Here is a 24,410-nt window from a genome sequence, read left to right on the forward strand (position 1 = left end):
CTCAACGGGTCCGGTTTCCGCGCTTGACGGGCGCATCGACATCCGTTAGACCGACAGGGGTACACATCGTCAATTGTCTATGGAGGACAACGTGGTCCGATCGCTCGTCGCCCTGGTGGTGCTCGCCGCCGCCGTCGGCGCGACCGTCGCCGCCCCTTCGGCTTCCGCGGCGGCGCATTCCGCGGCGGCCACAGGCCCCTGCGGGTACACCGCGACCCCCGACGACCCGCCCGCGCGCCCGATCTCGCTGCCGCCCGACCCGCGGCCCACCCCCGCCCGCGGGACCGTCACCGTCACGCTGTTCACCAACCTCGGCCCGATCCCGCTGACCCTCGACCGCGCCGAGGCGCCCTGCACCGTGCAGAGCTTCCTGCACCTCACCCGTCACGGCTTCTACAACCGCACCGTGTGCCACCGCCTCACCACGTACGCGACGCTCAAGGTCCTGCAGTGCGGCGACCCGACGGGCACCGGCGAGGGCGGCCCCGGGTACCGCTACAAGGACGAGCTCCCCACGAACCTGCCCCCGGCCCCGACCGACCCGACGGGTGAGCGGAAGGTCTACGCCCGCGGCGTGCTCGCCATGGCCAACGCCGGCCCGGACACCAACGGCAGCCAGTTCTTCCTGGTCTTCGCCGACTCGGCGCTGCGCCCGAACTACACGATCTTCGGCTCGGTCCGCCCGCTCGGCCTGCGCACGCTGGACCGCATCGCCGCCGGCGGCGTCGCCCCCGCGGACGACGACCCGGCCCCGGTGGACGGCGCCCCGGCCCGGCGCACGGAGATCATCCTGGCCCTGTAGAGCCGGGGGCGATCCGGGCCGCCCGGCCGGCGGCCCGGATCGCCGGCCCCTACTTGGCGGCGCCGAGGGTGTCCAGGGCGGCCGCCGCGCCCGGGTGCAGGGGCACCGGGTCGGTCTTGCGGACCGTCTCCAGCGTGATCCCCTTCGCCGCCGGGTTCGCCTTGGCCAGCTCCTCGCGCTTCTCCACCAGGGTCCTGGTCAGCACGCAGGCCAGGCCCGCGTCCATGTCCGAGCGGACCAGCAGCACGTTGGGCACCACGATCGTCTTGACGTCGGCCGCGGTCCGGTACGTCGCCGCCGGAATCGTCCCCGCCTGGTACGCCGGGCTCACCTGCCGCATCTTCGGCAGCAGCGCGTCGATGTCGAGGAACCGCACCTTGTCGCCCGCCGTGGTGAACAGGTCGGTGACGCCCGACGTGGGCAGGCCGCCGGACCAGAAGAAGCCGTCGACGGTGCCCGCCTTCATGCCGTCGGTCGTCTTGGCCAGGTCGAGGCGCTGCGGCTGGATGTCCTTGTCGGGGTCGAGGCCCGCGGCCCCCGCCGCCGCGCTCTCAGAGGTCCCCGCGGGCGTCTGCCGGCCCCCGCAGCCGGCCACCCCCGTCAGCAGCACTGCCGTCGCGCACAACAGGTTCAGGGTTCGCGGCAGGTTCGGGGTTCGCACGTGAGCTCCTTCGCGGTGAGAGAAACACGAGCAGCCCCGCCAGCGCGAGCAGCACCACGCCGGCGGCGACGGTCCAGCCCCGCGTGCGCGATCTCCCAGCCCTGGGGCAGCAGGCCGCCGTAGTAGTCGTACGCCAGGAACAACGCGCACACGACCGGCAGCACCCAGCCCGTGGTGCGCCGGCACGCCTCGACCACGAGCACCAGCAGGGCCGCGCCCATCACCACGTCGAGGGGCTCGAGCAGTCCCTGGCGGTCGAGGAAGCCGTCGTAGCCGTGCTGGAAGGGCAGCACCGGGTACAGGCACGTGACGAGCGCGACGGCGGCGAGGACCCAGTCCCCGGCGGTCGGGCCCCCGCCGAGGACCGGGCCGTCCTGTGGTGCCGCGCCGGCGTGACGTCTGCGGAACCGGATACCCGACGGGTAGAGCACGAACACCAGCGGCAGGACGAGGCCGAGGAAGATGACGAGGTAGTACTGGCTGCCCTGGGCGAGCGGCCGGAACACCTGCCACAGCACGAGCACCGCCGCGAGCGCGGCGACCGCGGTGACCCCGACGTCCACCGGGCCGGTGATCCGCCTCCCCGGCTTCTCCTCCTCGAACTGCGCGGCGAGCTCCCGGACCCCGGCATCCTCCATGACGGAGGCGTCGACGGCCTCCTCACGTGGGCCTTCCGCGACCGCGGACTCGTCCGGCATGCGCCGGAGAATACGCGTATCCATCTATATTTATAATACTCTAAGTATGAGCAACGCGGCATGATGTTGCGCGTGTACGAGTTGGACGTCGTAGCGCCCGACAGCCTGGGCCGGTTCGTGTACCGCTGGTACGGCCCCCCGGACCGCCCGCCCGCCGGCCCCGCCCGGCCCGGCGTCCCCCGGGCCCTGGCCGAGTGGCACCGCCTGCAGGCGCGCTACACCTACCCGCTGAGCCGCGACCACGAGATGCTCCCGCCGGGCGGCCCCCGCTTCTGGCAGGGTGCCACCGACTGGTACGCCTACGACGCCGACGCCCACCGGGCCGGCGACCCGGACCCCGAGGTCATCGAGAATGACGAGGTGCGCACCGGCCTGCCGCTGTCGCGGTTCCTGGTCTACGCGGCCGTCTACGAGGCCACCTACGCCCCGCTGCACGGCCTGGTCCTCATGTCCCCGCCCGCCGGGGCGGTCCGCGCGGTGCGGTTGCGCCTCCGCGAGCTCGACGACGGTCTGTGGCAGTGGCCGGACCCGCAGGTGCGCTACTTCGGCGACGACGACCTGCTGGCCCACCTCGGCCCGGACCGCATCGTGGTCGCCGCCCGCCACCGCGACGCCCTCGGCCGCTTCGACGGCCTCTCCCTGCCCTGGGACTGGGACTCGAGAGCGCTGTAAAAGAGAGCGCTGCGAACGCCTGCAATACCGATATGCCGGACTTGTCGCCTGGCGGGGTATAAATGCGATAAGTCGTGGCGCGGAGCGCCCGACTTATCGAAAAGCCCCGAGATCAGGCCACGTGCACCAGCATGGCGCACACGTCCTCGTCCTCGGGGACGTTCAGCACCGTCATGATGTGCGACACCACCGCGTCGAAGTCGGCCAGGTCCACGCTCTCCCCGGCGCGGCGCACGAGGTCCAGGCCGCCGCCCCGGCGCCGGGACACCGTGGCGTTCAGGCCGGTGTAGAAGAGCACGCGGTCGCCGGGGGCGAGGGTGACGGCCGCGTCCGAGTACCGCATCTGGTCGACCTCGCCCAGCGGCAGCCCCAGCGGGCCCGAGAGCACGGTGCCCGCCCCGGCCGCGTCGTAGCGGATCGGGGCGACCTGCCCGGCCGCGGCCCAGCGCAGCTCGCGCGTGCCCGGGGAGTAGCGGGCCACGATGATGCAGGCCGTGTGCTCCACCTCCATCGCGCACAGCATGCCGTTCACGGCGGTCAGGATGTCCCCGGGCGACATGTCCAGCGTCGCGTAGGCCCGCACCGCGTAGCGCAGCCGCGCCGCCGTCGTCATCGAGGACAGCCCGCGCTCGTCGACGTCGCCGAGCACCAGGATCGTGCCGTCGCCGGGGACCGGGGTGGCGTCGTACCAGTCCCCGTCGATCGTCCCGACCCGCTCGGGGGAGCGGCACCGGCCGCAGATCTCGACGCCCTCCAGGTGCCCGAGCTCGGGGTCGGTCGGCAGCAGCGCCTTCTGCAGCGCCTCGGCCGCGCGGCGCTCGTCGGCGAGCCGGTGCCGCTGGGCGGCCAGGGCCTCCTCGGCGCGGCGCAGCCGGGCCTCGATCGCGCGCTCCTCGGTGACGTCCTGCACCGTGCCGCGCACCGCGGTGACGTTGCCGGTCTCGTCGTGGATCGCCTCGGCGGTCAGCCGGAGCCGGCGGCCGTTGACGCGCCCGGCCCCGCGGATCTCGGCCAGCAGCTGCTTGCCCTCGACGATGGTGCGCCGCACCGCGTCCTGCACGGCGAGCAGGTCGTCGGGGTGCACGCTCGCGGTGAGCTCGTCGACCGGGATGCGGCTCGCGTCCGTGCCGCGCCCGCCGGCCTGGCCGCGGTGGAAGAGCCGGACGAGCTCGGGGGAGCAGCGCGGCTCGGGGTCGCGCAGCTCCCAGCAGAACGAGCCGATGCCGGCGATGCGCTCGGCCTGCAGCAGCTGGTCGTAGAGCAGGTCGGCCTCGGTGGCGACCCGCCACACCGCGAACACCCGGTCCCACAGGCGCACCGCGTGCACCGACAGCGTCTGCGGCCCGGGCACGCCGTCGGTGCGCGGGTCGGCTCGCAGCCCCTCGAGGCGGCGGGGCTGGCCGTCCTGCAGCACGCGCGCGAACTCGGGCAGCAGCGTCGAGCTGCCCAGCGCCGGATACGCGGCCAGCAGCGTCGCCTCGTCGGGGTCCACCCGCGCCCCGGAGAAGATCTGCCGCGCCAGACCGTTGGCGTACTCCACCCGGAAGTCGACGAGCTGCCCGTCCTCGTGCACCGGGGAGAGCAGCGCGCCCGGGTCGTGCAGCGCGTCGACGACGGTCGGCAGCCACACCTGGGCCGGGGCCGCCTGCCCGCTCTCCTCGCCGGCGACGTGGAACCAGGCGCTGGCGATCTCGTCGCCGATGAGCGTGTCGACCTGGCGGGCCACCGGCTCGAGCAGCGCGGCCACGTAGCGGCGCAGCTCCTCGGCCTCGGGCAGCGCGTCGGCCCAGGTCATGAGGATGCCGCCGATGACCCGCTCGCCGGAGATCAGCGGGGACGCGAGCAGCGTCTCGCCGGAGAACGGCTGCTCGCCGAGCACGGGGAAGCGCCGCCGGGCGCCGGGCTCGGGGGCCAGCCACAGCGTCTCCACCTCGTGCGCGGCGACGACCAGCGGCACCCCCGGGTCGGGGGGAATGCGCGACCAGCGGCTGCGCACCTCGCCCGGCACCCCGAACGTGCCCACGCCGCGCTGGGCGCCGTCCGGGTCGAGCAGGGTCAGCAGCACCGCGGTGGGCGCCGGCCACGCGGTCGGGGCGGTGCCGAGCACGTCGCAGATCTCGTCGTAGCTGCGGGCGGCCGCGATCCGGGCGCTCAGGAGCTGGTGCTGGGACTGCAGCGCCTCGACCTCGGGGGTCCGGCTCGAGCGTTTCCGGGGGGAGGCGGGGACGACGTCCGGCTTGACCGAGGCCGGGGCCGAGCTCCGCGAGCGGGCCACGTGCTGGCGCAGCTCGTCGTCGATGAGATTCACCACATCCGGCGCGTTCGGGTCCGGCGACGTGGTGCCCACGATCGCCGCGGCGACCTCGATGAGCTTGATGTTGGTGCGCTGGCTGAGCCGCACGAGCTGGTCGAAGCCCTGGTCCGGGGTGACCCCGAGCCGCTCCACGAGCACACCCTTGGCCTGCTCGATGACCGCGCGGTTCCGCATGGCGGTGCGCACCCCGGTCAGCTCGGCCCGCAGCTTCGCGACCAGCGCGGCGAGTGCCTCCGCCGGCTCCGCGCTGCTGCCCTCTCCGGGGGCCCTGTCGGCCATGCCTCCGCCTCTCCTGTCCATGCTCCCGCGGCGGGCCGGCTGCGGCTCGCCCGTTGATGTTTACCACCATCCGGCCCGGGTAGGGGCGTTGGCAGGTCAGCGCAGTCGGTTTCGGTGGAGGTCGCAGAGTTGAGGATCGCCCTGGTCTCCGCCCAGGCCAGCCCGCTCGGGCTGGGCGGACCGACGGCGGGAGGCCGGCACACGCACGTGGCGGCCCTGGCCAAGGCTCTCGGCGCGCTGTCGCACGAGGTGACCGTGTACGTCCGCCATGAGGACAAGAGCCTGCCCAAGACCGTCCCGTTCGCGCCCGGCGTCACGATCGAGCACGTGCCCGGCGGCCCCGTGCAGCCGCTGCCGGCCGACGACCAGCTTCCCCTCATGGGTGACTTCGGCCGGGCGCTGGCCGACCGGTGGAAATCCGGCGGGCCGGACGGCGGCCCGGATGTCGTGCACGCGCACTACTGGCTCTCCGGCCTCGCCGCGCTCACCGCCACCGCGGACGTGCGCCGGCCGGTGGTGGTGACCTTCCACGGCCTCGCCGCGGCCGAGCGCCGCCACCTGCCCGTCGACCACAACGCCGGACCGGGCCCCCGGGCGGGCATGGAGCGCACGCTGGGCTCCCTCGCCGACCGGGTGGTGGCCCAGAGCGAGGACGAGGTCGCCGACCTCGGCCGCATGGGCATCCGGCGCGCCACGACCGTGATCGTCCCGCCCGGCGTCGACCCTGAAACCTTCACGCCGTCCGGCCCGGCGGCCGACCACCGCCGCCCCGGGCTGCGCCGCATCCTCACCGTCGGCCCGCTCGTGCCGCGCAAGGGCTTCGGCGACCTCGTCGAGGCGCTGCGCCGCGTGCCGGGGGCCGAGCTGGTGATCGTCGGCGGCCCCGACCCGGCCCGCCCGCCCCGCGACATCGACGCCGACCCCGAGGCCCGCCGGCTGCTGCAGCTGGCCGACGCCCACGGCGTCGCCGACCGCGTCCGCATCGTCGGCGCGGTCAGCCAGGAGGACCTGGCCGGCTGGTACCGCTCCGCCGACGTCCTGGCCTGCGCCCCCTGGTACGAGCCGTCCGGCCTGACCCCGCTGGAGGCGATGTCCTGCGGCGTGCCGGTGGTCGCCTACGAGGTCGGCGGCATCGGCGAGAGCGTCATCGACAACGTCACCGGCGTGCTCGTCCCGCCCCGCGACCCCAACGCGCTGGCCGGCGCCCTGCGGGCCCTGCTCGGCGACGAGGTGCGCCGGATGAGCTTCGCCAGCGCCGCGATCGACCGCGTCCGCTCCCGCTACACCTGGGAGCGCACCGCGACGGAGCTGGAGCGGGTGTACCGCACCGTGACCGGCACCACCGACGCCGACGATTCCGGCTCCGACGCCGGCTCGGACGAGGACGAACTCTCCGAGGTCTCCTGACCACGTTCGGTGGTGCTTGTCTTGCCCGGGAGCCGGGCGGCGCGGTAGTTTGAACGAACCGTATCTGCATCCGTCGCTGGATTCGCCTCCGGCGCCGGATGGCCTCGGCGGATCGTCAAATCAGCCGCGATCCAGTCGCCGCGGGCCGTGCCGGGCGCTCGAGACCAGGGCGTCGTCTGGCCGAACTCATGCCGCGAGACCGCCGTGCGGTGCTCCGCGGCACGGTAGGCAGGGAGACCCCCTCATGACCATCACCCGCGCACCCGGCCGCAGCCCAGGCAAAGACGGCGAGACGGCCGCCCAGGCCCTGATCACCGTGCTGGCCGACCTCCCGGCCGGCAGCCCCGACCGGCCCCGCGTCCGCGCCCGCCTCATCGAGCTGTACCTGCCGCTGGCCGAATACCTGGCCCGCCGCTTCCGCAACCGCGGCGAGCCGCTCGACGACCTCACGCAGGTCGCGGGCCTCGGCCTGATCAAGGCCGTGGACGGCTTCGACCCGTCCCGCGGGGCGGCGTTCACCAGCTACGCGATCCCGATGATCGTCGGCGAGCTCAAGCGGCACTTCCGCGACAAGGGCTGGGACGTGCGCGTCCCGCGCCGGCTGCAGGAGCTGCGCCTGGAGCTCGGCAAGGTCTCCGGCGAGCTGGCCCAGGAGCTCGGCCGCTCGCCGACCGTCGCCGACCTCGCCGGCCGCCTCGGGGTCAGCGAGGAGGAGGTCATCGAGGGGCTGGAGTCCGGGCACGCGTACCGCACCCTGTCGATCAACGCCCCGGCCGGCGGCGACGGCGGCGCGGCCGAGCTCGCCGACCTCCTCGGCGGGGCGGACCGGGCCCTGGAGGCGGTCGACGACCGCGAGTCGCTGCGGCCGCTCATCGCCCGGCTGCCCGAGCGCGAGCAGCGGATCATCGCCATGCGGTTCGTCGGCAACCTGACGCAGACGCAGATCGCCGCCCGGCTCGGGATCTCCCAGATGCACGTGTCGCGGCTGCTGACGCACGCCCTGACGTTCCTGCGCGGGGAGCTGGTCGAGCCCCTGTGAAGCCGGACCGGGGACAGAACACCTAGGCGGGGGCGAGCACCGACGAGAGCTGGTACACGTTGTAGGCCTGCCGGATCACCGGGTGGGCCACGTTGCGCACGGGCACCCCGCCCGGCGTCGTGCCGCGCTCCGAGCCCGCGTGCGCGTGGCCGTGCACGGCCAGCCCGACGCCGGGCGCGCCGTCGATGGCCTGCGCCAGGTGGTACGAGCCCAGGAACGGGTAGATCTCCAGGGGCTCGCCCAGCAGCGTCTCCGGCACGGGGGAGTAGTGCGTCAGCGCGATCCGCACGTCGCAGTCCAGCGCGGCCAGGCTCTCGCCGAAGCGCGCCGCGAGCTCGCGGCCGTGGCTGGTGAACGCCTTCATCTCCGGCTCGCCGAACTCGCTGGCGCAGGCGCCCGCGAAGCCGCCGCCGAAGCCCTTGGTCCCGGCGACGCCGATGCGCACGCCGCGGCACTCCAGCACGGTGCCGGAGCACTCCAGGACGATCAGGCCGGCGTCGCGCAGTACCGCCGCCACCGCCTCCTGCTCGTCGGAGTGGTAGTCGTGGTTGCCGAGGATCGCGACCACCGGCACGGGCAGCCCGCCGAACTCGCGGGCCACGCACACCGCCTCGGCCGCGGTGCCGTGCCGGGTCAGGTCGCCGGCGAGCAGCAGCAGGTCGGCCTTCGCGCCGAGGTGCTCCAGCGCCGGCCGGTAGCGGCCCACGACGTCGGCATCCAGGTGCACGTCGCCGACCGCCGCCACGCGAACAGTGCCGTCATCGGTCTGCGCCACGCCGCCGCCTTCGCTCACAGTTCCTCCACCTCGTCCGGCTCGTGGACCCGGGTCAAGCCGATGTTGCACTGCACCGGCAGGTCCGGGAACGCCTCGGCGACCACCCGGCAGATCGTGTCGCGGCGCTCGGCGCTCTCCACCTCGCCGACGAGCGCGATGCCGGAGTCGGTGCGCACGAAGCGGATCCCCTGCTCGGTGATCCGTTCGTCCTCGGCGAGCAGGTGCTGCAGCTCGCCCTCGACGTACTGGTCCGTTGCCATCGTGTTCCCCCTTAGACGGCCGCCGCCAGCGCGTTGGCCTCGGCCATCGACATCACACCGAGGCGGTCGATCAAGAACAGAAAAGCATGGGCGTAGGGCGAGTGGGCGGTTTCCCGGTAGACCCGGGGCCAGTCGATCTGCTCCCGCAGCGAGCGCGCCACCGGCAGCCCGCGCGCGAAGTCGCAGTAGTGCGCCGACCACGTGAGCACCTTGTGGATCATCAGCTCGGTCGCCGAGAGGACCGGCATGTGGCAGGCGTTGACCGCGATGACGTCGGTGTCCTGGAAGGTCGCGTCGGTCACCGGCCGCTGCACCGGGCAGAAGATGAAGTCGATCAGGAGGTCGCCGTGCTCCGTGTCGTCCCAGGCCTTCACCAGCCAGCCCTCGGGGGGCACCTCGCCGCGGAAGCCGACCTCGGCCAGCGAGGCGAGCACCCGCCCGGCGTCCTCCTCCTTGATGAGGAAGTCGATGTCGTGGTCGACGGATTCGCCGCCGCGCGCGTACACCGCGAAGCTGCCAGCCAGGCAGAAGGGGATGCCCGCGTCCTTGAGGTGGAACGCGGCCTTCTTGAGCGTGGCGATCAGCGGCTGCCTGTCCTCGGAAACTGCCATGCATGACGGCTTACCCGCCGCGTCATTCCGTCACACGCACCGAATTCGCCAGCAGATCGCCCAGCCGCCGCAGCTCCCCGGCCGGGCAGGCCTGGGCGAGCCGCGGGAAGATCTCGGTCTCCTCCTCCTGCATGTGCTCGCGCACGGCGTCGAAGCCGCCCGCGGCGAGCGAGCCGAACGAGGCGTGCTCGGCGTCTTCGTACGCCGCGATGTCCGGCCCGGCCGGCAGGTGCTCGCGCAGGGCCGGGTGCAGGAAGCGCGACTCGGCGTCGATGTGGCGCCGCAGCGCCTCCTCGGCGGCGGCCACGGCCTCGCGGCGCCGCCGCGGGGTGGGGGCCGTCTCGGCGTCGGCGAAGAGCGACTCCAGCCGGCGGTGCTCGGCCGTCAGGAGCTCGAGGAGATCCGCCGACATGGTGCAGGCGTACCCAGACCGGGCATTCGCTAACCCCGCCCTACCGATGATGTTGGTACATGTGTTCGAATAGTGGACCATGGAGCGCAGAAAGCACTGGTGGAACGGCACCTGGGGCCGGCTGGCCCGCCGCGACGTCTACCTCTTCGAGGACGCCGGCATCTGGTGGGTCGAGTCGCGGGAGGGCGGCGCGGACGGGCGCTGCCGTCGCTACGAGTTCGCCGACGAGGACAGCGCGATGAACTGCGTCTCCGGCCTGCTGGCCCAGCCGGGCAACTGGCGCGAGCTGCAATAGGCGCAACGATTCGTCATTTCGCTGTCGTACTGCACAACAAAACTGCGCCATCAAGCACCGGATCGCAATGGTTCGTCGTCCGGACGGGTCGTAGGTTGTGACCATGAGTCGTCGCTACCTCATGTGCCGCCCGACGTACTTCGCGGTGGACTACGCGATCAACCCGTGGATGGACCCGACCCAGCCGGTCGACGCCGGCCGGGCGGTCGCGCAGTGGACGACCCTCTACGAGCTGTACCTGTCGCTCGGCCACACCGTCGAGCTCATCGACCCGGTCCCCGGCCTGCCCGACATGGTCTTCGCCGCCAACGGCGCGACCGTGGTGGACGGCCGGGTCTACGGCGCGCAGTTCCGCCACCCGGAGCGCGCCGACGAGGGCCCGGCCTACCTGGAGTGGTTCGCCCGCAACGGCTTCGACGTGCACCCGGCCAAGAGCGTCAACGAGGGCGAGGGCGACCTGCTGCTGGCCGGCGAGCGGATCCTGGCCGGCACCGGGCTGCGCACCGAGCACGCCGCGCACGCCGAGGCGCAGGAGCTCTTCGGCCGCCCGGTGCTGACCCTGCAGCTCGTCGACCCGCGCTACTACCACCTCGACACCGCGCTCACCGTGCTGTCGCAGGACACCATCGCGTACTACCCGGGCGCGTTCTCCGCGGGCAGCCAGGCGGTCCTGCGCCGGCTGTACCCCGACGCCGTGCTCGCGACCGCCGAGGACGCCGCCGTGCTGGGCCTCAACGCGGTCAGCGACGGCCACCGGGTCGTCCTGCCATCCGCCGCCGTCCGCCTGGCCGGGGAGCTAGCGTCGAAAGGGTTCCAGCCGGTCCCCGTCGACGTCTCCGAGCTGCACAAGGCCGGCGGCGGCCCGAAGTGCTGCACCCTGGAGGTCCGCGCATGACCAGCGTCGTCAATCGCACCAGCGCCGGCAGTCGCGACAGCGCCGGCAGTCGAGACAGCGTCGGCAGTCGAGACAGCGTCGACAGTCGCACCGCATCGGCAGTCGAGGCGGCGGAACAGCACACCGCGCACAACTACCACCCGCTGCCGGTCGTCATCGCCGAGGCCGAGGGCGCCTGGGTCACCGACGTCGACGGGCGCCGCTACCTCGACTGCCTCGCCGGCTACTCCGCGCTGAACTTCGGCCACCGCCACCCCGGCCTCGTCGCCGCCGCCCGCGAGCAGCTCGACCGGGTCACGCTCACGAGCCGCGCGTTCCTGCACGACCAGTTCGGCCCGTTCTGCGCCGACCTGGCCCGGCTCACCGGCAAGGAGCTGGTGCTGCCGATGAACAGCGGGGCCGAGGCCGTGGAGACCGCGATCAAGGTGTCGCGCAAGTGGGGGTACAAGGTCAAGGGCGTCCCCGACGGCCGGGCCACCATCGTCGTGGCCGACGGCAACTTCCACGGCCGGACCACGACCATCGTGAGCTTCTCGACCGACCCCGAGGCCCGGGCCGACTACGGGCCCTACACGCCCGGCTTCGTCGTGGTGCCCTACGGCGACCTCGACGCGCTCGCGGCCGCGATCGACGACACCACCGTGGCCGTGCTCCTGGAGCCGATCCAGGGCGAGGCGGGGGTGCTGGTACCGCCGCGCGGCTACCTGCCCGGCGTGCGCCGGCTGTGCACCGAGCGCGGGGTGCTCTTCGTCGCCGACGAGATCCAGTCCGGCCTCGGCCGCACCGGGGCCACGTTCGCGTGCGACGACGAGTCCGTGGTGCCGGACATGTACATCCTGGGCAAGGCCCTCGGCGGCGGCATCGTCCCGGTGTCGGCGGTCGCGGCGAACGCCGACATCCTCGGCGTGCTGCGCCCGGGCGAGCACGGCTCCACGTTCGGCGGCAACCCGCTCGCGTGCGCCGTGGCCCGGGCCGTCATCGCCCTGCTGGAGACCGGCGAGCCCCAGGCCCGCGCCCGCGAGGTCGGCGCCCACCTGCACCGGCGGCTGAACGCGCTCGTCGGCCACGGCCTGACCGCGGTGCGCGGCCGGGGCCTGTGGGCGGGCATCGACATCGACCCCGCGCTCATGACGGGCCGCGAGGCGAGCGAGCGCCTCATGGCCCGCGGCGTGCTGGCCAAGGACACCCACGGCTCGACACTGCGCCTCGCGCCGCCGCTGGTGGTCACCGAGGCCGACATCGACCTCGCCGTGGACGCCCTGGCCGAGGTCCTCCAGGGCTCAGCGGCGCAGTAACCGGTTGAACCAGCCCGAGCGCTGCTCGGGCACCGCCGGGGGCGCCTCCATCACCAGCACGTCCGGGGATGCGGGGCGCACCGGCGGGACGACCGCCGGCATCGGGCGTGGGCGGGGCAGCTGCGGGCGTTCGCCGTGCGCGACCGGGCACCGGGCGGCCGCGGGCGGGGTGATCGGGGAGCGTCCCCGCCGGCCGAGCTCGCGGGCCTCCGCGTCCAGGTAGAACGCGGGGCGCTGGTCGGCCTCGGGGTAGTACCGGTGAAAGACGCCGAGCGTCGAGGAGCTCATCGGCGGCACGACCCACGACCAGTCGGCCGGGGTCGGGCGGCCGCCGCGCTCCTCGCTCGCGATGTGGGCCAGGAACCGCTCCGACTCGGTGTGGTGGTCGCTGATGCGCGCGCCCGCCTGGTCGAAGGACCACAGCACCGCGCGGTTGAGCTCGACGAGCGCGCGGTCCTTCCACAGCGAGCGCTCGGTCGACGTGTCCAGGCCCATGCGCGCGGCGACGAGCGGCAGCAGGTTGTACCGGTCGTGGTCGGCGAGGTTGCGGGCGCCGATCTCGGTCCCGAGGTACCAGCCGTTGAACGGGGCGAGCGGGTAGTCCACCCCGCCGATGGTCAGGCGCATGTTCGCGATCGCCGGGATGGCGTGCCAGCGCAGCCCCAGCTCGGCGAACCAGCGCAGCTCCGGGTGCTCGATCGGCACCTCCCACACCGCGTCCTCGGGCAGCTCGCGCAGCGTGACCGAGCCGTCGGGGGCCTCGAGCGCCAGCGGCAGCACGTCGAAGGGGTTGTCGGGCTTGCCGTGCCAGCCGTACTGCCGCAGCGTCTCGGTGAACTGGGCGTACTGCGGGTCGCCGACCACGGTGCCGTCCGGGTGGCGGTGCCCGGCGTAGCGGATCAGCTGGTCGTTCCACAGCCGCACGGCCGGCCGCCCCGGGATGTGCTGGGCGAAGACGGAGATCATCGGGCGGATCACGTGCCGCTCGCGCTGCCCGGCCAGGCGCAGGTGCCGGACGAGCTCGTCGGCGACCTCGCCGGGCGTGGTCACCTTGCGCAGGTCGCGCACGACGAGGCTGCGCCAGTAGAGCCGGCCGATGCAGCGGCTCGCGTTGCGCCAGGCGACCCGGGCGCCGAAGACGAGCTCGGCGTACGTGTGGACGTACGTGCCGGTCTCGGCGATCTCGTCGCGGACCCGGGCCAGGCGCTCACGCCCGTTCCCCCCCGGGCTGCTCGTGGTGGAAGAGAGCCAGAAAGTCCTCGGCCTCGGCGGGATCCACGGGGGCGTGGTCGTCCCAGGGCCGTCCCTGCGTGTCGCGGTATCCGGGCACGCTCACGCGCAACCTCCAACGCGGATGTTCCAGTGCGGGTGGCAAGGAGGACATCGTGTAAGCGCGCGGAAGGTCGAGGTCGCACACGGTGTGCGGCCGGCATCGCAGCGTCAGCTATTGCAAGTTGCAGAAAAACGCGAGGGGAGCGCCGCCGGGTTCCGGCGACGCTCCCCTCGCGGGCCCCCCACCCCACTAACCGGAGGCCACCCGGCGCAGCCGGGCCAGGTAGGTCTGCGCCACGACCACCAGCGCGATGAACGCCCCGCTGATGACCGTCTGCCAGGCCGACGTGACGGTGCCGATCTGGTTGATGATGTTCTGGATCACCTGCAGCAGCAGCACGCCGGCGATGGTGCCGCCGAGGGTGCCCGCGCCGCCGGTCAGCAGCGTGCCGCCGACGACCACCGCGGCGATCGCGTCGAGCTCCATGCCGGTGCCCAGCACCGTGACGCCGGAGCCGAGACGGGCCGCGTTGATGGTGCCCGCGAGCCCGGCCAGGAGGCCGGAGAGCACGTAGACCCGCACCTGGGTGCTGCGGATCCGCACGCCCATCAGGCGGGCCGCGTCCTCGCTGCCGCCGATGGCGTAGACGGACTGGCCGAAGCGGCTGCGGTACAGCAGCAGCATCCCGGCCGCGAAGAGCACCACGACGAGGTAGACCGGGTACCCGATCCCGCCCAGCTCGCCCGTGCCGAAGTGCTTGAAGGAGTCCGTCTTCACCAGGTAGGTGTCGGCCCCCTCGTCGGACAGGGCGAGCATGAGCCCGCGGGCCCCGAGCAGCCCGGCGAGCGTGACGATGAAGGGCGCCAGCCGCGCGTAGGCGATGATGAGCCCCTGCACCAGCCCGAACACCCCGCAGACGGCCAGCGGGAGCGCGAAGGCGGCCCAGGTGCCGAACTGCGACGCCCAGGCGGCCAGCACCCCGCCCAGCACGTACAGCGACCCGACGGACAGGTCGATGCCGCCGCTGATGATCACGAAGGTCATGCCGAGCGCGATGAGCGCGGGCGGCGCGGTGGAGATGAGCACCGTGCCGAGGTTGTCGAAGGTGCGGAAGCTGTCCCACGTGACGACGCCGACGACGATCACGAGCACGAGCACGGCGAGCGCGCCCTGGCGCTGCACCAGCTCGACGATCCGCTCGGTGCGCATCGAGGCGGCCTCGGCCCGGGCCGCCTTGGCCGGGGGCGTGACCACGGTCTGGCTCATCGGGTCCTCCGTTCGCGGGCCGCGTACACGGCGACCAGGATGATGACCGCCTGCACCATCTGCGCGGTCGAGTCGCGCAAGTTGTTGGCGATCATCGTCGCGGTCAGCAGCTGCATGAGCAGCGCGCCGGCCACGGTGCCGAGCACGCGCACCTTGCCGCCGGTCAGCGGGGTGCCGCCGACGACCACCGCGGTGATCGCGGAGAGCTCGATGAGCAGCCCGATCCGCGACGCGTCGGCCGAGCCGATCCGGGCCACCTGGATGACGCCGGCGATCGAGGCGAGGACCGCGCTGATGACGTAGACCGTCACCAGCACCCGGCGCACCGGGACGCCGGCCAGCACCGCGGCCGGGCGGTTGTCGCCGATGGCCAGCAGCCGCCGGCCGAAGACCGTCCGGCGCACCAGGAAGCCGACCACGACGGCCAGCACCGCGGCGATCCACACGGTGTAGGGCACGTAGAAGAACTGCCCCGTGCCGATCTCGATGAAGTTCTGGTCGTGGATGTCCTTGTAGCGCCCGCTGGACAGCACGAGCGCGATGCCCCGGCCCGCCACCAGCATCGCCAGCGTCGCCACGATCGGCTGGAGGCCGACGAAGGCCACCAGCCCGCCGTTGACCAGGCCGATGACCAGCCCGCCGACGAGCGCGAGGACGATCGCGGGGACGGGGCCGTAGCCGAGGTACAGCGGGATGATCGCGGCCCCGAGGGCCATCACGGACCCGACCGACAGGTCGATGCCCTCGGTGCCGATGACCAGCGCCATGCCCAGCGCCACGATCACCACGGGGGTGACCTGGACGAGCTGGATGCGCAGGTTCGACCACTCGAGGAAGTTGTCGGTGTAGACGACGTTGAACAGCACCAGCACGAGCAGGGCCACGTACACGCCGTACACCGGCAGCAGCCGGCGCCAGCGGGACAGATCGATCTTGTCGACAGCCGTCGTGTCGGTCATGACGAGGCCACCGCGATCACGTTCATCAAATGCTCCGTCGTCACTTCCTCGCCGCGCAGCATTCCCACCACGGCGCCGTCACGCAGGACCACGACCCGGTCGGAGCCCTCGATGAGCTCCTCGGCGTCGGAGGACACCAGCACCACCCCGAGGCCCTCGGACGCCAGCTCGTCGATGAGCGCCTGCACCTCGGCCTTCGCGCCCACGTCGATGCCGCGGGTCGGCTCGTCCAGCAGCAGCACCTTCGGGCCGGTCGCCAGCAGCCGGGCCAGCAGCACCTTCTGCTGGTTGCCGCCGGAGAGGTCGCCGACCCGCTGGTGCGGGCTGGACGCCTTGATCCGCAGGCGCTTCATGAACGTGTCGACGATCTCGTCGATCTTCCGCTCGGAGACGACGCCGGCGGTGGCGAGCCGGGGCAGGATCGCCAGGGCGATGTTCTCCCGCACCGACAGTCCCAGCGCGATGCCCTCGGCCTTGCGATCCTCGGGCTGCACGGCGATGCCGGCCTTCAGCGCGCTGACCGGGGTCGGGCGGCGCAGCGGCCGGCCGTCGACCTCGACCGCCCCGCTGTCCAGCGGCAGCGCGCCGGCCACCGCCTTGATGGTCTCGCTGCGCCCGGCGCCGAGCAGGCCGCCGAGCCCCACGACCTCGCCCGGCCGGACCTCGAAGCTGACCCCGGCGAGGTGGTGGCGGCTGTTGAGGTCGGTGGCCCGCAGCACCGGCGGGCCGCCGGCGGCGTCGTGCTCGCCGGCGAAGCTGGTGAACGAGCGCTCGGCCGAGACCGGGCGGCCCAGCATGTGCGACACGAGCTGGACGCGCTCGAGATCGGCCAGCTTGCCCGCGTGGACGAGCTTGCCGTCGCGCAGGATCGTGACGCTGTCGCAGATGCGGTACAGCTCGTCGAGGCGGTGGCTCACGTAGATGATGCCGACGCCGCGCTCGTGCAGCCGGTGGATGACGCCGAAGAGCGTCTCCACCTCGCGGGGCTCGAGCGAGGAGGTCGGCTCGTCCATCACGACGACCTTGGCGTCGACCATGACGGCCCGGGCCAGCGCGACCATCTGCTGCGCGCCGAGGGGCATGAGGCCCAGCGGGCGGCGCACGTCGGAGGTGATGCCGTAGCCGGAGAGGATCTCGGCCGCCTCGCGGTTCATCCGGGCGACGTCGACCAGGCCGAGGCGGTTGCGCGGCTCGCGGGTCAGGAAGAGGTTGCGCGCCACGCTCATGAGCGGGACGAGGTTGACCTCCTGGTAGATGGTGGAGATCCCGGCCGCCTGGGCGTCCAGCGGGCCGCCGAAGGAGACCGGCTCGCCCTGGTAGCGCACCTCGCCGCCGTCCGGGCGGTACACGCCGGTGAGGACCTTGATCAGGGTGGACTTGCCGGCGCCGTTCTCGCCGACGAGCGCGTGCACCTCGCCCGCGTTCAGCGTGAACGAGACGTCGTCGAGCGCGCGCACGCCAGGGAACTGCTTGCTGACCCCGGTGACTTCCAGCAGGGACATGTTGCCTCTTTTCACGCGTCGAACCCCGGTCCGCGCCAGGCGGGGGCCTGGCGCGGACCGGGGTGCCAGGCCTAGTAGGACAGACCGATGTCGGACGACGCGTTGGTGGAGTCGTACTCGCGGTCGGAGATGATGATGTTCTCCGGGATCGCGTCGCCGTTGAAGAACTTCTCGGCGGTGGAGAAGGCCAGCGGGCCGAAGCGCGGGTTGGACTCGATGACCGAGTAGATCCAGCCGTCGACGATGCCCTGGACCGCGCCCTTGGTGCCGTCGATCGTCACGATCTTGACGTCGCCGGCCTTCTTGCTCGCGCCCTTGAGGGCGGTCACCGCGCCGAGGGCCATCTCGTCGTTCTCGGCGTAGATGCCGTTGACGTTCGGGTTGGCCTGCAGCAGCTGCTCGGCCGTCTTCTGGCCCTCCTCGCGGGAGAAGTTGCCGGTCTGCTCGAAGACGATCTTGATGCCCGGGGCGACCTTGGCCATCTCGTCCTTGAAGCCGCTGGTGCGCAGCGTGGTGACGTTGTTGCCAGGCGCGCCGAGCAGGATCGCGACCGTGCCGGTGTTGTTGAGGGCCTTGGCCATCTTGTCGGCGGCCCGCTTGCCCTGCTCCGCGAAGTCCGACCCGATGAAGGTCAGGTAGTTGGTGCAGCTCTTCGCGTTGATCTTCCGGTCGATCGTGATGATCGGAATCTTCTTCGCCGAGGCCTTGGCGAACACCGAGTCCCAGCCGTCGGAGTTCAGCGGCGCGACGATCAGCAGCTGCACGCCCTGGTCGATCAGGGTGCTCACGTCGGTGATCTGCTTGTCGAACTTCGAGTCGGCGTTGGTCGTCTTGAGGTTGGCCTCGGGGATGCCCAGCTTCTTCGCCTCGTCCTTGATGGACTGGGTCTCGGCGATGCGGAACGGGTTGGCCTCCTTCTCCGACTGGGAGAAGCCCACCTGGGCCGTCTTCAGGTCGATCTTGGTGCCGCCGAACTGCTGCAGCGTGCAGCTGGCGCCGGAGGCGTCGGCCGACTTGGTGGCCTGCGCGGCGGCGGAGGCGTTCGCCGACGTGCCGGAACCGGCGTTGTCGTCCTCGGACTTCGCGCAGCCGGTCATCAGCAGGGCCGCGGCGCTGAGCACGGCCAGAGCGGGCCGCCAGTGGCCACGCATATCGATCATGGTGCAACTCCCTTGAGCGAGGGGTCGACTGGGGTGTCTGTGCGGGACCTCATCGAGGTGTATCGCATTCACTCATCCTCCAACTTTTTCTGTCAAGACTTTCCACCCACCCGACCAAAACCAAACACCAACTGTCACATGACCGAGACCCCATCGATGCCTGACCGACATCGATGGGGGACCTTGTGCGGGGATGGGGAGCGGCGTACAACAATATTCAACATATTCGATCTCGTACTGCCTGGGAGCTGCGATGATCCGATCTTCCGGGGCGCTGCAACGCGCCCTGACCGCCGCCGCCACGACCCTCGGCCTGGCCCTCGCGGCATCCGTCCCGGTCCTGGTGACCGTCACATCGCCCGCATCGGCCACCGCCACGCCGCAGCCGGGCCCCCTCACCGCCCCCGTGATGGGGTGGAACAGCTGGAACCGGTTCGGCTGCAACATCGACGAGAATCTGATCAAGGCGACCGCCGACGCCATGGTCAGCACCGGCCTGCGCGACGCCGGGTACACCTACGTCGACATCGACGACTGCTGGATGGCGAGCACCCGCGACGCCCAGGGCCGCCTGCAGCCCGACCCCACCCGCTTCCCGGGCGGCATCGCGGCCATCGCGACCTACGTGCACGCCCGCGGCCTCAAGCTCGGCATCTACTCCTCGGCCGGCACCGCCACCTGCCAGGGACTGCCCGCGAGCCTCGACCACGAGACCACCGACGCCCAGACGTGGGCCTCCTGGGGCGTGGACCTGCTCAAGTACGACAACTGCAACAACCAGGGCCGCCCCGCCTACGACCGCTACAAGGCGATGGGCGACGCGCTGAAGGCCACCGGACGGCAGATCGTCTACAGCATCTGCAACTGGGGCGACGACCAGCCGTGGGTCTTCGGCCCCAACGTCGGGGGCAGCTCCTGGCGCACCACCGGCGACATCAACGCCAGCTGGGGCAGCATCACCTCGATCCTGGACCAGCAGGCCGGGCTGGAGCCGTTCGCGCGCAAGGGCTTCTACAACGACCCCGACATGCTCGAGGTCGGCAACGGCTCGCTCACCCAGGACGAGAACGTCGCCCACTTCTCGCTCTGGTCGCTGCTGTCCGCGCCGCTGCTGCTCGGCAACGACCTGCGCTCGGTCAGCGCCACGACCCTCGGCGTGCTGCGCAACGCCGACGTCATCGCCGTGAACCGGGACTGGGGCGGCTCCCAGGGCCGCCGCATCGCCGACACGGGCGACCAGGAGGTCTGGGCCAAGCCGATGAGCGACGGATCGGTCGCCGTGGTCCTGTTCAACCGCGGCGGGGCCACCGCGACCGTCTCGACGAGCGCGGCCGCCCTCGGACTCGCCGGCTCCAGCTCGTACGCCACCAAGAACCTCTGGACCGGCGCGACCGGCACCACCACGGGCGCGCTCAGCGCCTCGGTGCCCTCCCACGGCGTCGCCATGTTCCGGGTCACCCGCGCGGGCTCCCTGTCCGGGGCCCCCGCGGCCGGCACCTACCAGGTCAGCGACATGACGTGGGCCGCGTCCAGCAACGGCTGGGGCCCGGTCGAGCGCGACCGCGCCAACGGCGAGCAGGCGGCCGGTGACGGCGGGACGCTCAACATCGGCGGCACCACGTTCGCCAAGGGCCTCGGCGTGCACGCGGACTCGGCCGTCCAGGTGTACCTGGGCCGGGCCTGCCGCACCTTCACCGCGCAGGTCGGGGTCGACAACGAGACGGGCACCGCGGGCTCGGTGCGCTTCGCGGTCTACGGCGACGGCCGCCTGCTGGGCTACTCCGGCGTGAAGACCGGCGGCCAGGCGCCCACCCGCCTGACCGTGTCGACGGGCGGCTACCTGAACCTGGAGCTGCGCGTCACGGACGCCCGCACGAACGGCATCACGAGCGACCACGCGGACTGGGGGAGCCCGGCCCTGGTCTGCGGCGGCACCGGCTCGGGCTCGGCCGTCAGCGACCGCACCTGGGGCGCGACCAGCAACGGCTGGGGCCAGCCGGAGCGGGACATGTCCAACGGGGAGCAGGCGGCCGCGGACGGCAGCGTCATCACCGTCGGCGGCGTGTCCTACCCCAAGGGGGTCGGCGCCCACGCGGCGAGCGACATCACCGTGCCGTCCGCGGGCTGCACCCGGTTCACCGCCGTCGGCGGCCTGGACGCCGAGGTGGGCACGAGCTCGACGGGCGTGACGTTCTCGGTGCTGGGCGACGGCACGACGCTGTACACGAGCCCGACGGTGACGGCCGGCGCGCCGGTCGCCATCGACGTGGACGTCACCGGCCGCTCCAACGTCCGCCTGGTCCTGGGCGGCGCGGGCAGCATCGACTACGACCACGCCGACTGGGCCGACGCGCGCCTGGTCTGCTAACGGATCTTGTGGGTCCCCTCCGCCGGGGTGACCACGAAGGCGTCGGGGGGCGCGAAGCCGGCATCGGCGAACGCCCCCCGCACCGCCGCCTCGACCGCCTCGCAGCGCTCGGCGTCCACCAGGGCCAGCACGCACCCGCCGAACCCGCCCCCGGTCATCCGGGCGCCGTACGCGCCCGCGGCCAGGGCCGCGGAGACGACGGTGTCGACCTCGGGCACGGTGATCTCGTAGTCGTCGCGCATGGACTCGTGCGAGGCGGTCATCAGCGGCCCGATCGGCCGGGCGTCGCCCGCGCGCAGCGCCTCCACGGTGTCGAGCACCCGCTGGTCCTCGGTCACCACGTGCCGCACGCGCCGGCGCATCACCTCGTCGTCGAGCCGCGCGAGGGCCGCCTCCAGCCCGGCCGGCTCCACGTCCCGCAGCGCCGTTACGTCGAGGATCTTCGCGGCCTCCTCGCAGCTGCGCCGGCGGGCCGCGTACTCGCCCGACACGTGCGCGTGCGGGGCCCGGCTGTCCACCACGAGGATCGCCAGCCCCTGCGCCGCCAGGTCGAACGGCACCTGCTCGGTGGCCAGCGACCGGCAGTCCAGGAACAGCGCGTGGCCCTCGCGGCACAGCGTCGAGGCCGACTGGTCCATGATGCCGGTCGGGGCCCCCACGTACTCGTTCTCGGCCCGCTGGACCAGCCGCGGCCGCACCGCCATCGGCACGTCCAGCCCCGCCAGGTCCACCAGCACCGCCATCACCGCGCACCCCAGCGCGGCCGACGAGGACAGCCCGGCCCCGAACGGCACGTCGGACGCGATCGCCAGGGACGCGCCCGGGACATCGTGGCCGGCCTCGCGCAGGGCCCACACGACCCCGGCGACGTAGGCGGCCCAGCCCTCGACCTTGTCGTCGGGGCCGAACGTCACCGTCTCGCCGGTCTGCTCCGACGACACCGTCCAGGACTCGCCACCGGTACGGCGGCCGCCGACGACGGTCAGGTGCGGCAGGGCGAAGGGCAGCACGTAGCCGTCGTTGTAGTCGGTGTGCTCGCCGATGAGATTGACCCGGCCCGGGCTCGCCCACACGGCGTCCCAGGGACCGTCGGGGAGCCGTTCCAGCGCCGTGCTCACGCCGTCACCTCCGCAAGCTCCGGTGACGGCGCTCCAGCCCTGAGCCGATGGTGATCGGCTCCTCCGCTTCGCTCCGGACCGCTCACAGGATGACCTCCCGCAGCATCTGGGCGGCCTGCTCGGGTCGCACGTCGTTGACGAACACGCCCATCGCCGACTCGGAGCCGGCCAGGTACTTGAGCTTGCCCGGCGCCCGCCGGGTGCTGAACAGCTGCAGGTGCAGGTAGGCCAGGTCGCGCGCGACGCGCACGGGGGCCTGGTGCCACGCGGCGATGTAGGGCATCTTCAGCCCGAACATCCCGTCCAGGCGGCGCAGCACCTCGAGGTACAGCGGGCCGAACGCGTCGCGCTCCTCGGTCGTGAGCGCGGGGATGTCGGCGACCTGGCGGTTGGGGTACAGGTGGATCTCGAAGGGCCAGCGGGCCGTCGCGGGCACGAACGCGGTCCACAGCTCGTTGCCGGCCACGATCCGCGTCCCGGCCGCCCGCTCGGCGGCGAGCACGTCGGCGAAGAGGTTGCTCGACCCGCCGCTGCGCTCCCGGTGCTCGCGCGCCGAGCGCAGCATGCGGCGGGTGCGGGGGGTGACGAAGGGGTACGCGTAGATCTGCCCGTGCGGGTGGAAGAGCGTGACACCGATCTCCTCGCCGCGGTTCTCGAAGCAGAAGACCTGCTCGATGTCGTCGCGGGTGGACAGGTCGGCGGTGCGGTCGGCCCACGCCTCCATCACGGTGCGCACCCGGGCGGGCGTCAGCGCGGCGAACGAGGCGTTGTGGTCGGAGGTGAAGCAGACCACCTCGCAGCGCCCGGCGGCCGGGCGGGTCGGCACGAGCCCGGGCAGGATGTCGCCCTGGGCCGGCCCGACGCGGTGGCTGAACGACGGGAAGCGGTTCTCGAAGACCACCACGTCGTACTCGGGCGCGGGGATCTCGCTCTGCCGCTCCGGCGTCGAGGGGCACAGCGGGCACTGGTCGGTCGGCGGCAGGAACGTGCGGCCCTGGCGGTGCGCGGCGATCGCCACCCACTCGTCGAGGATCGGGTCGTGCCGCATCTCCGACGCCGGTGGGGGCGGCGGGAGATCCCGTTGGTCGACGGCGTCCCGGGACGCGTCGTCGCGCTCATCGAAGTAGATGAGCTCCCGGCCGTCGGCGAGGTGGGTGACCGTTCGCTTCACTCGTTCTCCAGGGTTAACCGTTCGGATCCACGACGATGAGCTCACCGACGCGCTCGGCGAGCTGCACGCGCGCCTCCGCGGCCAGCCCGACGTCGGTGATGAGGATGTCCGCCTCGTCGAGCGGCGTGATGGTCGCGATGCCCACCATTTCCCACTTGGTGTGGTCGGCGAGCACCACGAGCCGGCGCGCGGCGGCGACGAGCAGGCGGTTTGTGCCGGCCTCCATGAGGTTCGGGGTGGTGAAGCCGGTCCGCGGGCTCATCCCGTGCACGCCGAGGAAGAGCACGTCCACGTTGAGCGAGCCGATCGCGGCCTCGGCGACGGGGCCCGCGAGGGCGTCCGAGGGGGTGCGGATCCCGCCGGTGAGCACGACCGTCTGGTCCGGGCGCCCGGCGTGGTACAGGGTGTCGGCGACCGGGATCGAGTTGGTGACGATGGTCAGTCCCGGGACATCGACGAGGTGCGCGGCGAGCGCGGCGGTGGTGGTGCCCGCCGAGAGCGCGACCGCGGTGTGCGGCTCGATCAGCTTGGCGGCCCGCTCGGCGATCGACGCTTTCTCGTTGCGCTGGCGCACCGACTTGGCGTCGAAGCCGGGCTCCTCGGTGGAGCCGGGCCCGGCGATGGTGGCCCCGCCGTGCACCTTGTCCACGAGTCCGCGGTCGGCCAGCGCCTCGAGGTCGCGCCGGATGGTCATGTCGGAGACGCCGAACTGGCGGACCAGCTGGCTCACGCGCACGCCACCGTGGCGGCGGACCAGATCGAGGATGGCCGCCTGCCGTTGCTGTGCGAGCATCACGCCGTTCCCTTCGCAGGCGCAGCGGGGGTGTGCACGGCTGCGCGAGTGACCGGACCCACAACGGGTTCCACCGCAGACGTTACGACTCCCGCACGTCGGCGCGCCCCGCTGGCCCGGTGGAAGTCCTCGGCCGCTCGCATGGCGTACAGCTTCGAACCTAGACGACCAGAAGTCAACAAACTCGAACAGGGAAGTGTGGGCGGCACCCCCCGCGCGGGTCCCCCGGGCTGCCGATGTGCGTCGATGGGCTTTTCCGGACATAGCAGCATTGATCTCGGCAGATCACTCCTGATCATCAGCCGAGATCCATTGACAATGTCCGGTTGTCCGAGGACTGTCGCCGTACTGGAGGTTCTCGTTTGGTTCTGTGCCTTGCTGAGGA

The 24,410-nt window shown here is 72.5% G+C and carries 24 protein-coding genes; 8 read left to right on the forward strand and 16 right to left on the reverse strand.

What is annotated here, in order from left to right; genetic code table 11:
- Positions 1 to 79: 79 nt before the first annotated feature.
- Positions 80 to 802: a peptidylprolyl isomerase gene (locus AC6JBM_RS51535; protein WP_497980827.1), complete on the forward strand. Its 723-nt coding sequence runs from the start codon at positions 80 to 82 to the stop codon at positions 800 to 802.
- A 49-nt stretch (positions 803 to 851) separates the two neighbouring features.
- On the opposite strand, the gene AC6JBM_RS51540 is transcribed toward AC6JBM_RS51535, so the two are convergent.
- Positions 852 to 1,463 (reverse strand): TAXI family TRAP transporter solute-binding subunit, encoded by a 612-nt coding sequence (locus AC6JBM_RS51540; protein WP_497980828.1) that lies wholly within the window; start codon positions 1,461 to 1,463, stop codon positions 852 to 854.
- The gene (locus tag AC6JBM_RS51545; RefSeq protein ID WP_497980829.1) at positions 1,433 to 2,161 is read right to left on the reverse strand and encodes a hypothetical protein; all 729 of its coding nucleotides are present in this window, start codon (positions 2,159 to 2,161) and stop codon (positions 1,433 to 1,435) included. The genes AC6JBM_RS51540 and AC6JBM_RS51545 overlap by 31 nt, the downstream gene beginning before the upstream one ends.
- 72 nt (positions 2,162 to 2,233) lie before the next feature.
- Between AC6JBM_RS51545 and AC6JBM_RS51550 the strand changes: the two genes are divergently transcribed.
- Complete coding sequence (locus AC6JBM_RS51550) at positions 2,234 to 2,833, forward strand: hypothetical protein (RefSeq protein WP_497980830.1); 600 nt, start codon at positions 2,234 to 2,236, stop codon at positions 2,831 to 2,833.
- 112 nt (positions 2,834 to 2,945) lie between these two features.
- Here AC6JBM_RS51550 and AC6JBM_RS51555 read toward each other — a convergent pair whose 3' ends face one another.
- Positions 2,946 to 5,426 (reverse strand): SpoIIE family protein phosphatase, encoded by a 2,481-nt coding sequence (locus AC6JBM_RS51555; protein WP_497980831.1) that lies wholly within the window; start codon positions 5,424 to 5,426, stop codon positions 2,946 to 2,948.
- Positions 5,427 to 5,555: 129 nt separating this feature from the next.
- Here AC6JBM_RS51555 and AC6JBM_RS51560 point away from each other — a divergent pair, with 129 nt between their 5' ends.
- Positions 5,556 to 6,833 (forward strand): glycosyltransferase, encoded by a 1,278-nt coding sequence (locus AC6JBM_RS51560; RefSeq protein ID WP_497980832.1) that lies wholly within the window; start codon positions 5,556 to 5,558, stop codon positions 6,831 to 6,833.
- A gap of 244 nt (positions 6,834 to 7,077) precedes the next feature.
- Entirely contained in the window at positions 7,078 to 7,872 is a 795-nt protein-coding gene (locus tag AC6JBM_RS51565) for an RNA polymerase sigma factor SigF (protein WP_497980833.1), read from the forward strand.
- Between the two features lie 22 nt (positions 7,873 to 7,894).
- On the opposite strand, the gene AC6JBM_RS51570 is transcribed toward AC6JBM_RS51565, so the two are convergent.
- The 4 genes from AC6JBM_RS51570 to AC6JBM_RS51585 are packed head-to-tail and all read right to left on the reverse strand — an operon-like array spanning position 7,895 to position 9,930.
- The gene (locus AC6JBM_RS51570) at positions 7,895 to 8,647 is read right to left on the reverse strand and encodes a metallophosphoesterase family protein (protein WP_497980834.1); all 753 of its coding nucleotides are present in this window, start codon (positions 8,645 to 8,647) and stop codon (positions 7,895 to 7,897) included.
- 14 nt (positions 8,648 to 8,661) lie between these two features.
- Positions 8,662 to 8,907 carry a hypothetical protein gene (locus AC6JBM_RS51575; protein ID WP_497980835.1) on the reverse strand — a complete coding sequence of 82 codons (246 nt, stop codon included), beginning with the start codon at positions 8,905 to 8,907 and terminating at the stop codon, positions 8,662 to 8,664.
- An 11-nt stretch (positions 8,908 to 8,918) separates the two neighbouring features.
- Positions 8,919 to 9,518, reverse strand: coding sequence for a nucleotidyltransferase family protein (locus tag AC6JBM_RS51580; RefSeq protein ID WP_497980836.1), 600 nt, complete (start codon positions 9,516 to 9,518; stop codon positions 8,919 to 8,921).
- 22 nt (positions 9,519 to 9,540) lie between these two features.
- The gene (locus AC6JBM_RS51585) at positions 9,541 to 9,930 is read right to left on the reverse strand and encodes a hemerythrin domain-containing protein (RefSeq protein WP_497980837.1); all 390 of its coding nucleotides are present in this window, start codon (positions 9,928 to 9,930) and stop codon (positions 9,541 to 9,543) included.
- 79 nt (positions 9,931 to 10,009) lie between these two features.
- Between AC6JBM_RS51585 and AC6JBM_RS51590 the strand changes: the two genes are divergently transcribed.
- From AC6JBM_RS51590 to rocD, 3 genes are all read left to right on the forward strand, one after another.
- On the forward strand, positions 10,010 to 10,225 hold the full coding sequence (locus AC6JBM_RS51590) for a hypothetical protein (protein ID WP_497980838.1): 216 nt from the start codon (positions 10,010 to 10,012) through the stop codon (positions 10,223 to 10,225).
- 103 nt (positions 10,226 to 10,328) lie between these two features.
- Positions 10,329 to 11,120, forward strand: coding sequence for a dimethylargininase (ddaH, locus tag AC6JBM_RS51595; RefSeq protein ID WP_497980839.1), 792 nt, complete (start codon positions 10,329 to 10,331; stop codon positions 11,118 to 11,120).
- Complete coding sequence (rocD, locus tag AC6JBM_RS51600; RefSeq protein ID WP_497980840.1) at positions 11,117 to 12,415, forward strand: ornithine--oxo-acid transaminase; 1,299 nt, start codon at positions 11,117 to 11,119, stop codon at positions 12,413 to 12,415. Before ddaH ends, rocD begins: the two co-directional genes overlap by 4 nt.
- Here rocD and AC6JBM_RS51605 read toward each other — a convergent pair.
- The 6 genes from AC6JBM_RS51605 to AC6JBM_RS51630 all read right to left on the reverse strand — a co-directional run bounded on the left by AC6JBM_RS51605 (position 12,401) and on the right by AC6JBM_RS51630 (position 18,575).
- On the reverse strand, positions 12,401 to 13,618 hold the full coding sequence (locus AC6JBM_RS51605) for a nitric oxide synthase oxygenase (RefSeq protein WP_497986724.1): 1,218 nt from the start codon (positions 13,616 to 13,618) through the stop codon (positions 12,401 to 12,403). The two genes, rocD and AC6JBM_RS51605, sit on opposite strands and share 15 nt — an antisense overlap.
- Before the next feature lie 4 nt (positions 13,619 to 13,622).
- Positions 13,623 to 13,751 (reverse strand): hypothetical protein, encoded by a 129-nt coding sequence (locus AC6JBM_RS51610; RefSeq protein WP_497980841.1) that lies wholly within the window; start codon positions 13,749 to 13,751, stop codon positions 13,623 to 13,625.
- A 186-nt stretch (positions 13,752 to 13,937) separates the two neighbouring features.
- Positions 13,938 to 14,954 (reverse strand): ABC transporter permease, encoded by a 1,017-nt coding sequence (locus tag AC6JBM_RS51615; RefSeq protein WP_497980842.1) that lies wholly within the window; start codon positions 14,952 to 14,954, stop codon positions 13,938 to 13,940.
- The gene (locus AC6JBM_RS51620) at positions 14,951 to 15,913 is read right to left on the reverse strand and encodes an ABC transporter permease (RefSeq protein WP_497980843.1); all 963 of its coding nucleotides are present in this window, start codon (positions 15,911 to 15,913) and stop codon (positions 14,951 to 14,953) included. The genes AC6JBM_RS51615 and AC6JBM_RS51620 overlap by 4 nt, the downstream gene beginning before the upstream one ends.
- On the reverse strand, positions 15,910 to 17,415 hold the full coding sequence (locus AC6JBM_RS51625; RefSeq protein ID WP_497980844.1) for a sugar ABC transporter ATP-binding protein: 1,506 nt from the start codon (positions 17,413 to 17,415) through the stop codon (positions 15,910 to 15,912). Before AC6JBM_RS51625 ends, AC6JBM_RS51620 begins: the two co-directional genes overlap by 4 nt.
- A 71-nt stretch (positions 17,416 to 17,486) precedes the next feature.
- A complete protein-coding gene (locus AC6JBM_RS51630) occupies positions 17,487 to 18,575 on the reverse strand; it encodes an ABC transporter substrate-binding protein (protein ID WP_497980845.1) in 1,089 nt (362 codons plus the stop codon).
- A gap of 253 nt (positions 18,576 to 18,828) precedes the next feature.
- On the opposite strand from AC6JBM_RS51630, the gene AC6JBM_RS51635 reads away from it, so the two are divergent.
- Positions 18,829 to 20,943 carry an NPCBM/NEW2 domain-containing protein gene (locus AC6JBM_RS51635; RefSeq protein WP_497980846.1) on the forward strand — a complete coding sequence of 705 codons (2,115 nt, stop codon included), beginning with the start codon at positions 18,829 to 18,831 and terminating at the stop codon, positions 20,941 to 20,943.
- Here the strand turns inward: AC6JBM_RS51635 and galK are convergent.
- The 3 genes from galK to AC6JBM_RS51650 all read right to left on the reverse strand — a co-directional run bounded on the left by galK (position 20,940) and on the right by AC6JBM_RS51650 (position 24,025).
- On the reverse strand, positions 20,940 to 22,061 hold the full coding sequence (gene galK, locus AC6JBM_RS51640) for a galactokinase (RefSeq protein ID WP_497980847.1): 1,122 nt from the start codon (positions 22,059 to 22,061) through the stop codon (positions 20,940 to 20,942). The genes AC6JBM_RS51635 and galK overlap by 4 nt on opposite strands.
- An 82-nt stretch (positions 22,062 to 22,143) precedes the next feature.
- Positions 22,144 to 23,232: a galactose-1-phosphate uridylyltransferase gene (gene galT / locus AC6JBM_RS51645; RefSeq protein ID WP_497980848.1), complete on the reverse strand. Its 1,089-nt coding sequence runs from the start codon at positions 23,230 to 23,232 to the stop codon at positions 22,144 to 22,146.
- Positions 23,233 to 23,245: 13 nt separating this feature from the next.
- A complete protein-coding gene (locus AC6JBM_RS51650; RefSeq protein ID WP_360370246.1) occupies positions 23,246 to 24,025 on the reverse strand; it encodes a DeoR/GlpR family DNA-binding transcription regulator in 780 nt (259 codons plus the stop codon).
- Between the last annotated feature and the right edge of the window lie 385 nt (positions 24,026 to 24,410).

Source organism: Dactylosporangium thailandense (genome assembly GCF_059739745.1).

Coding starts and splice junctions, on each gene's coding strand:
- AC6JBM_RS51535 (WP_497980827.1), top strand. CDS start 80: ATGGAGGACAACGTGGTCCGATCGCTCGTCGCCCTGGTGGTGCTCGCC.
- AC6JBM_RS51545 (WP_497980829.1), bottom strand. CDS start 2,161: ATGCCGGACGAGTCCGCGGTCGCGGAAGGCCCACGTGAGGAGGCCGTC.
- AC6JBM_RS51555 (WP_497980831.1), bottom strand. CDS start 5,426: ATGGCCGACAGGGCCCCCGGAGAGGGCAGCAGCGCGGAGCCGGCGGAG.
- AC6JBM_RS51565 (WP_497980833.1), top strand. CDS start 7,078: ATGACCATCACCCGCGCACCCGGCCGCAGCCCAGGCAAAGACGGCGAG.
- AC6JBM_RS51575 (WP_497980835.1), bottom strand. CDS start 8,907: ATGGCAACGGACCAGTACGTCGAGGGCGAGCTGCAGCACCTGCTCGCC.
- AC6JBM_RS51580 (WP_497980836.1), bottom strand. CDS start 9,518: ATGGCAGTTTCCGAGGACAGGCAGCCGCTGATCGCCACGCTCAAGAAG.
- AC6JBM_RS51585 (WP_497980837.1), bottom strand. CDS start 9,930: ATGTCGGCGGATCTCCTCGAGCTCCTGACGGCCGAGCACCGCCGGCTG.
- AC6JBM_RS51590 (WP_497980838.1), top strand. CDS start 10,010: ATGGAGCGCAGAAAGCACTGGTGGAACGGCACCTGGGGCCGGCTGGCC.
- ddaH (WP_497980839.1), top strand. CDS start 10,329: ATGAGTCGTCGCTACCTCATGTGCCGCCCGACGTACTTCGCGGTGGAC.
- rocD (WP_497980840.1), top strand. CDS start 11,117: ATGACCAGCGTCGTCAATCGCACCAGCGCCGGCAGTCGCGACAGCGCC.
- AC6JBM_RS51615 (WP_497980842.1), bottom strand. CDS start 14,954: ATGAGCCAGACCGTGGTCACGCCCCCGGCCAAGGCGGCCCGGGCCGAG.
- AC6JBM_RS51620 (WP_497980843.1), bottom strand. CDS start 15,913: ATGACCGACACGACGGCTGTCGACAAGATCGATCTGTCCCGCTGGCGC.
- AC6JBM_RS51625 (WP_497980844.1), bottom strand. CDS start 17,415: ATGTCCCTGCTGGAAGTCACCGGGGTCAGCAAGCAGTTCCCTGGCGTG.
- AC6JBM_RS51630 (WP_497980845.1), bottom strand. CDS start 18,575: ATGATCGATATGCGTGGCCACTGGCGGCCCGCTCTGGCCGTGCTCAGC.
- AC6JBM_RS51635 (WP_497980846.1), top strand. CDS start 18,829: ATGATCCGATCTTCCGGGGCGCTGCAACGCGCCCTGACCGCCGCCGCC.
- AC6JBM_RS51650 (WP_360370246.1), bottom strand. CDS start 24,025: ATGCTCGCACAGCAACGGCAGGCGGCCATCCTCGATCTGGTCCGCCGC.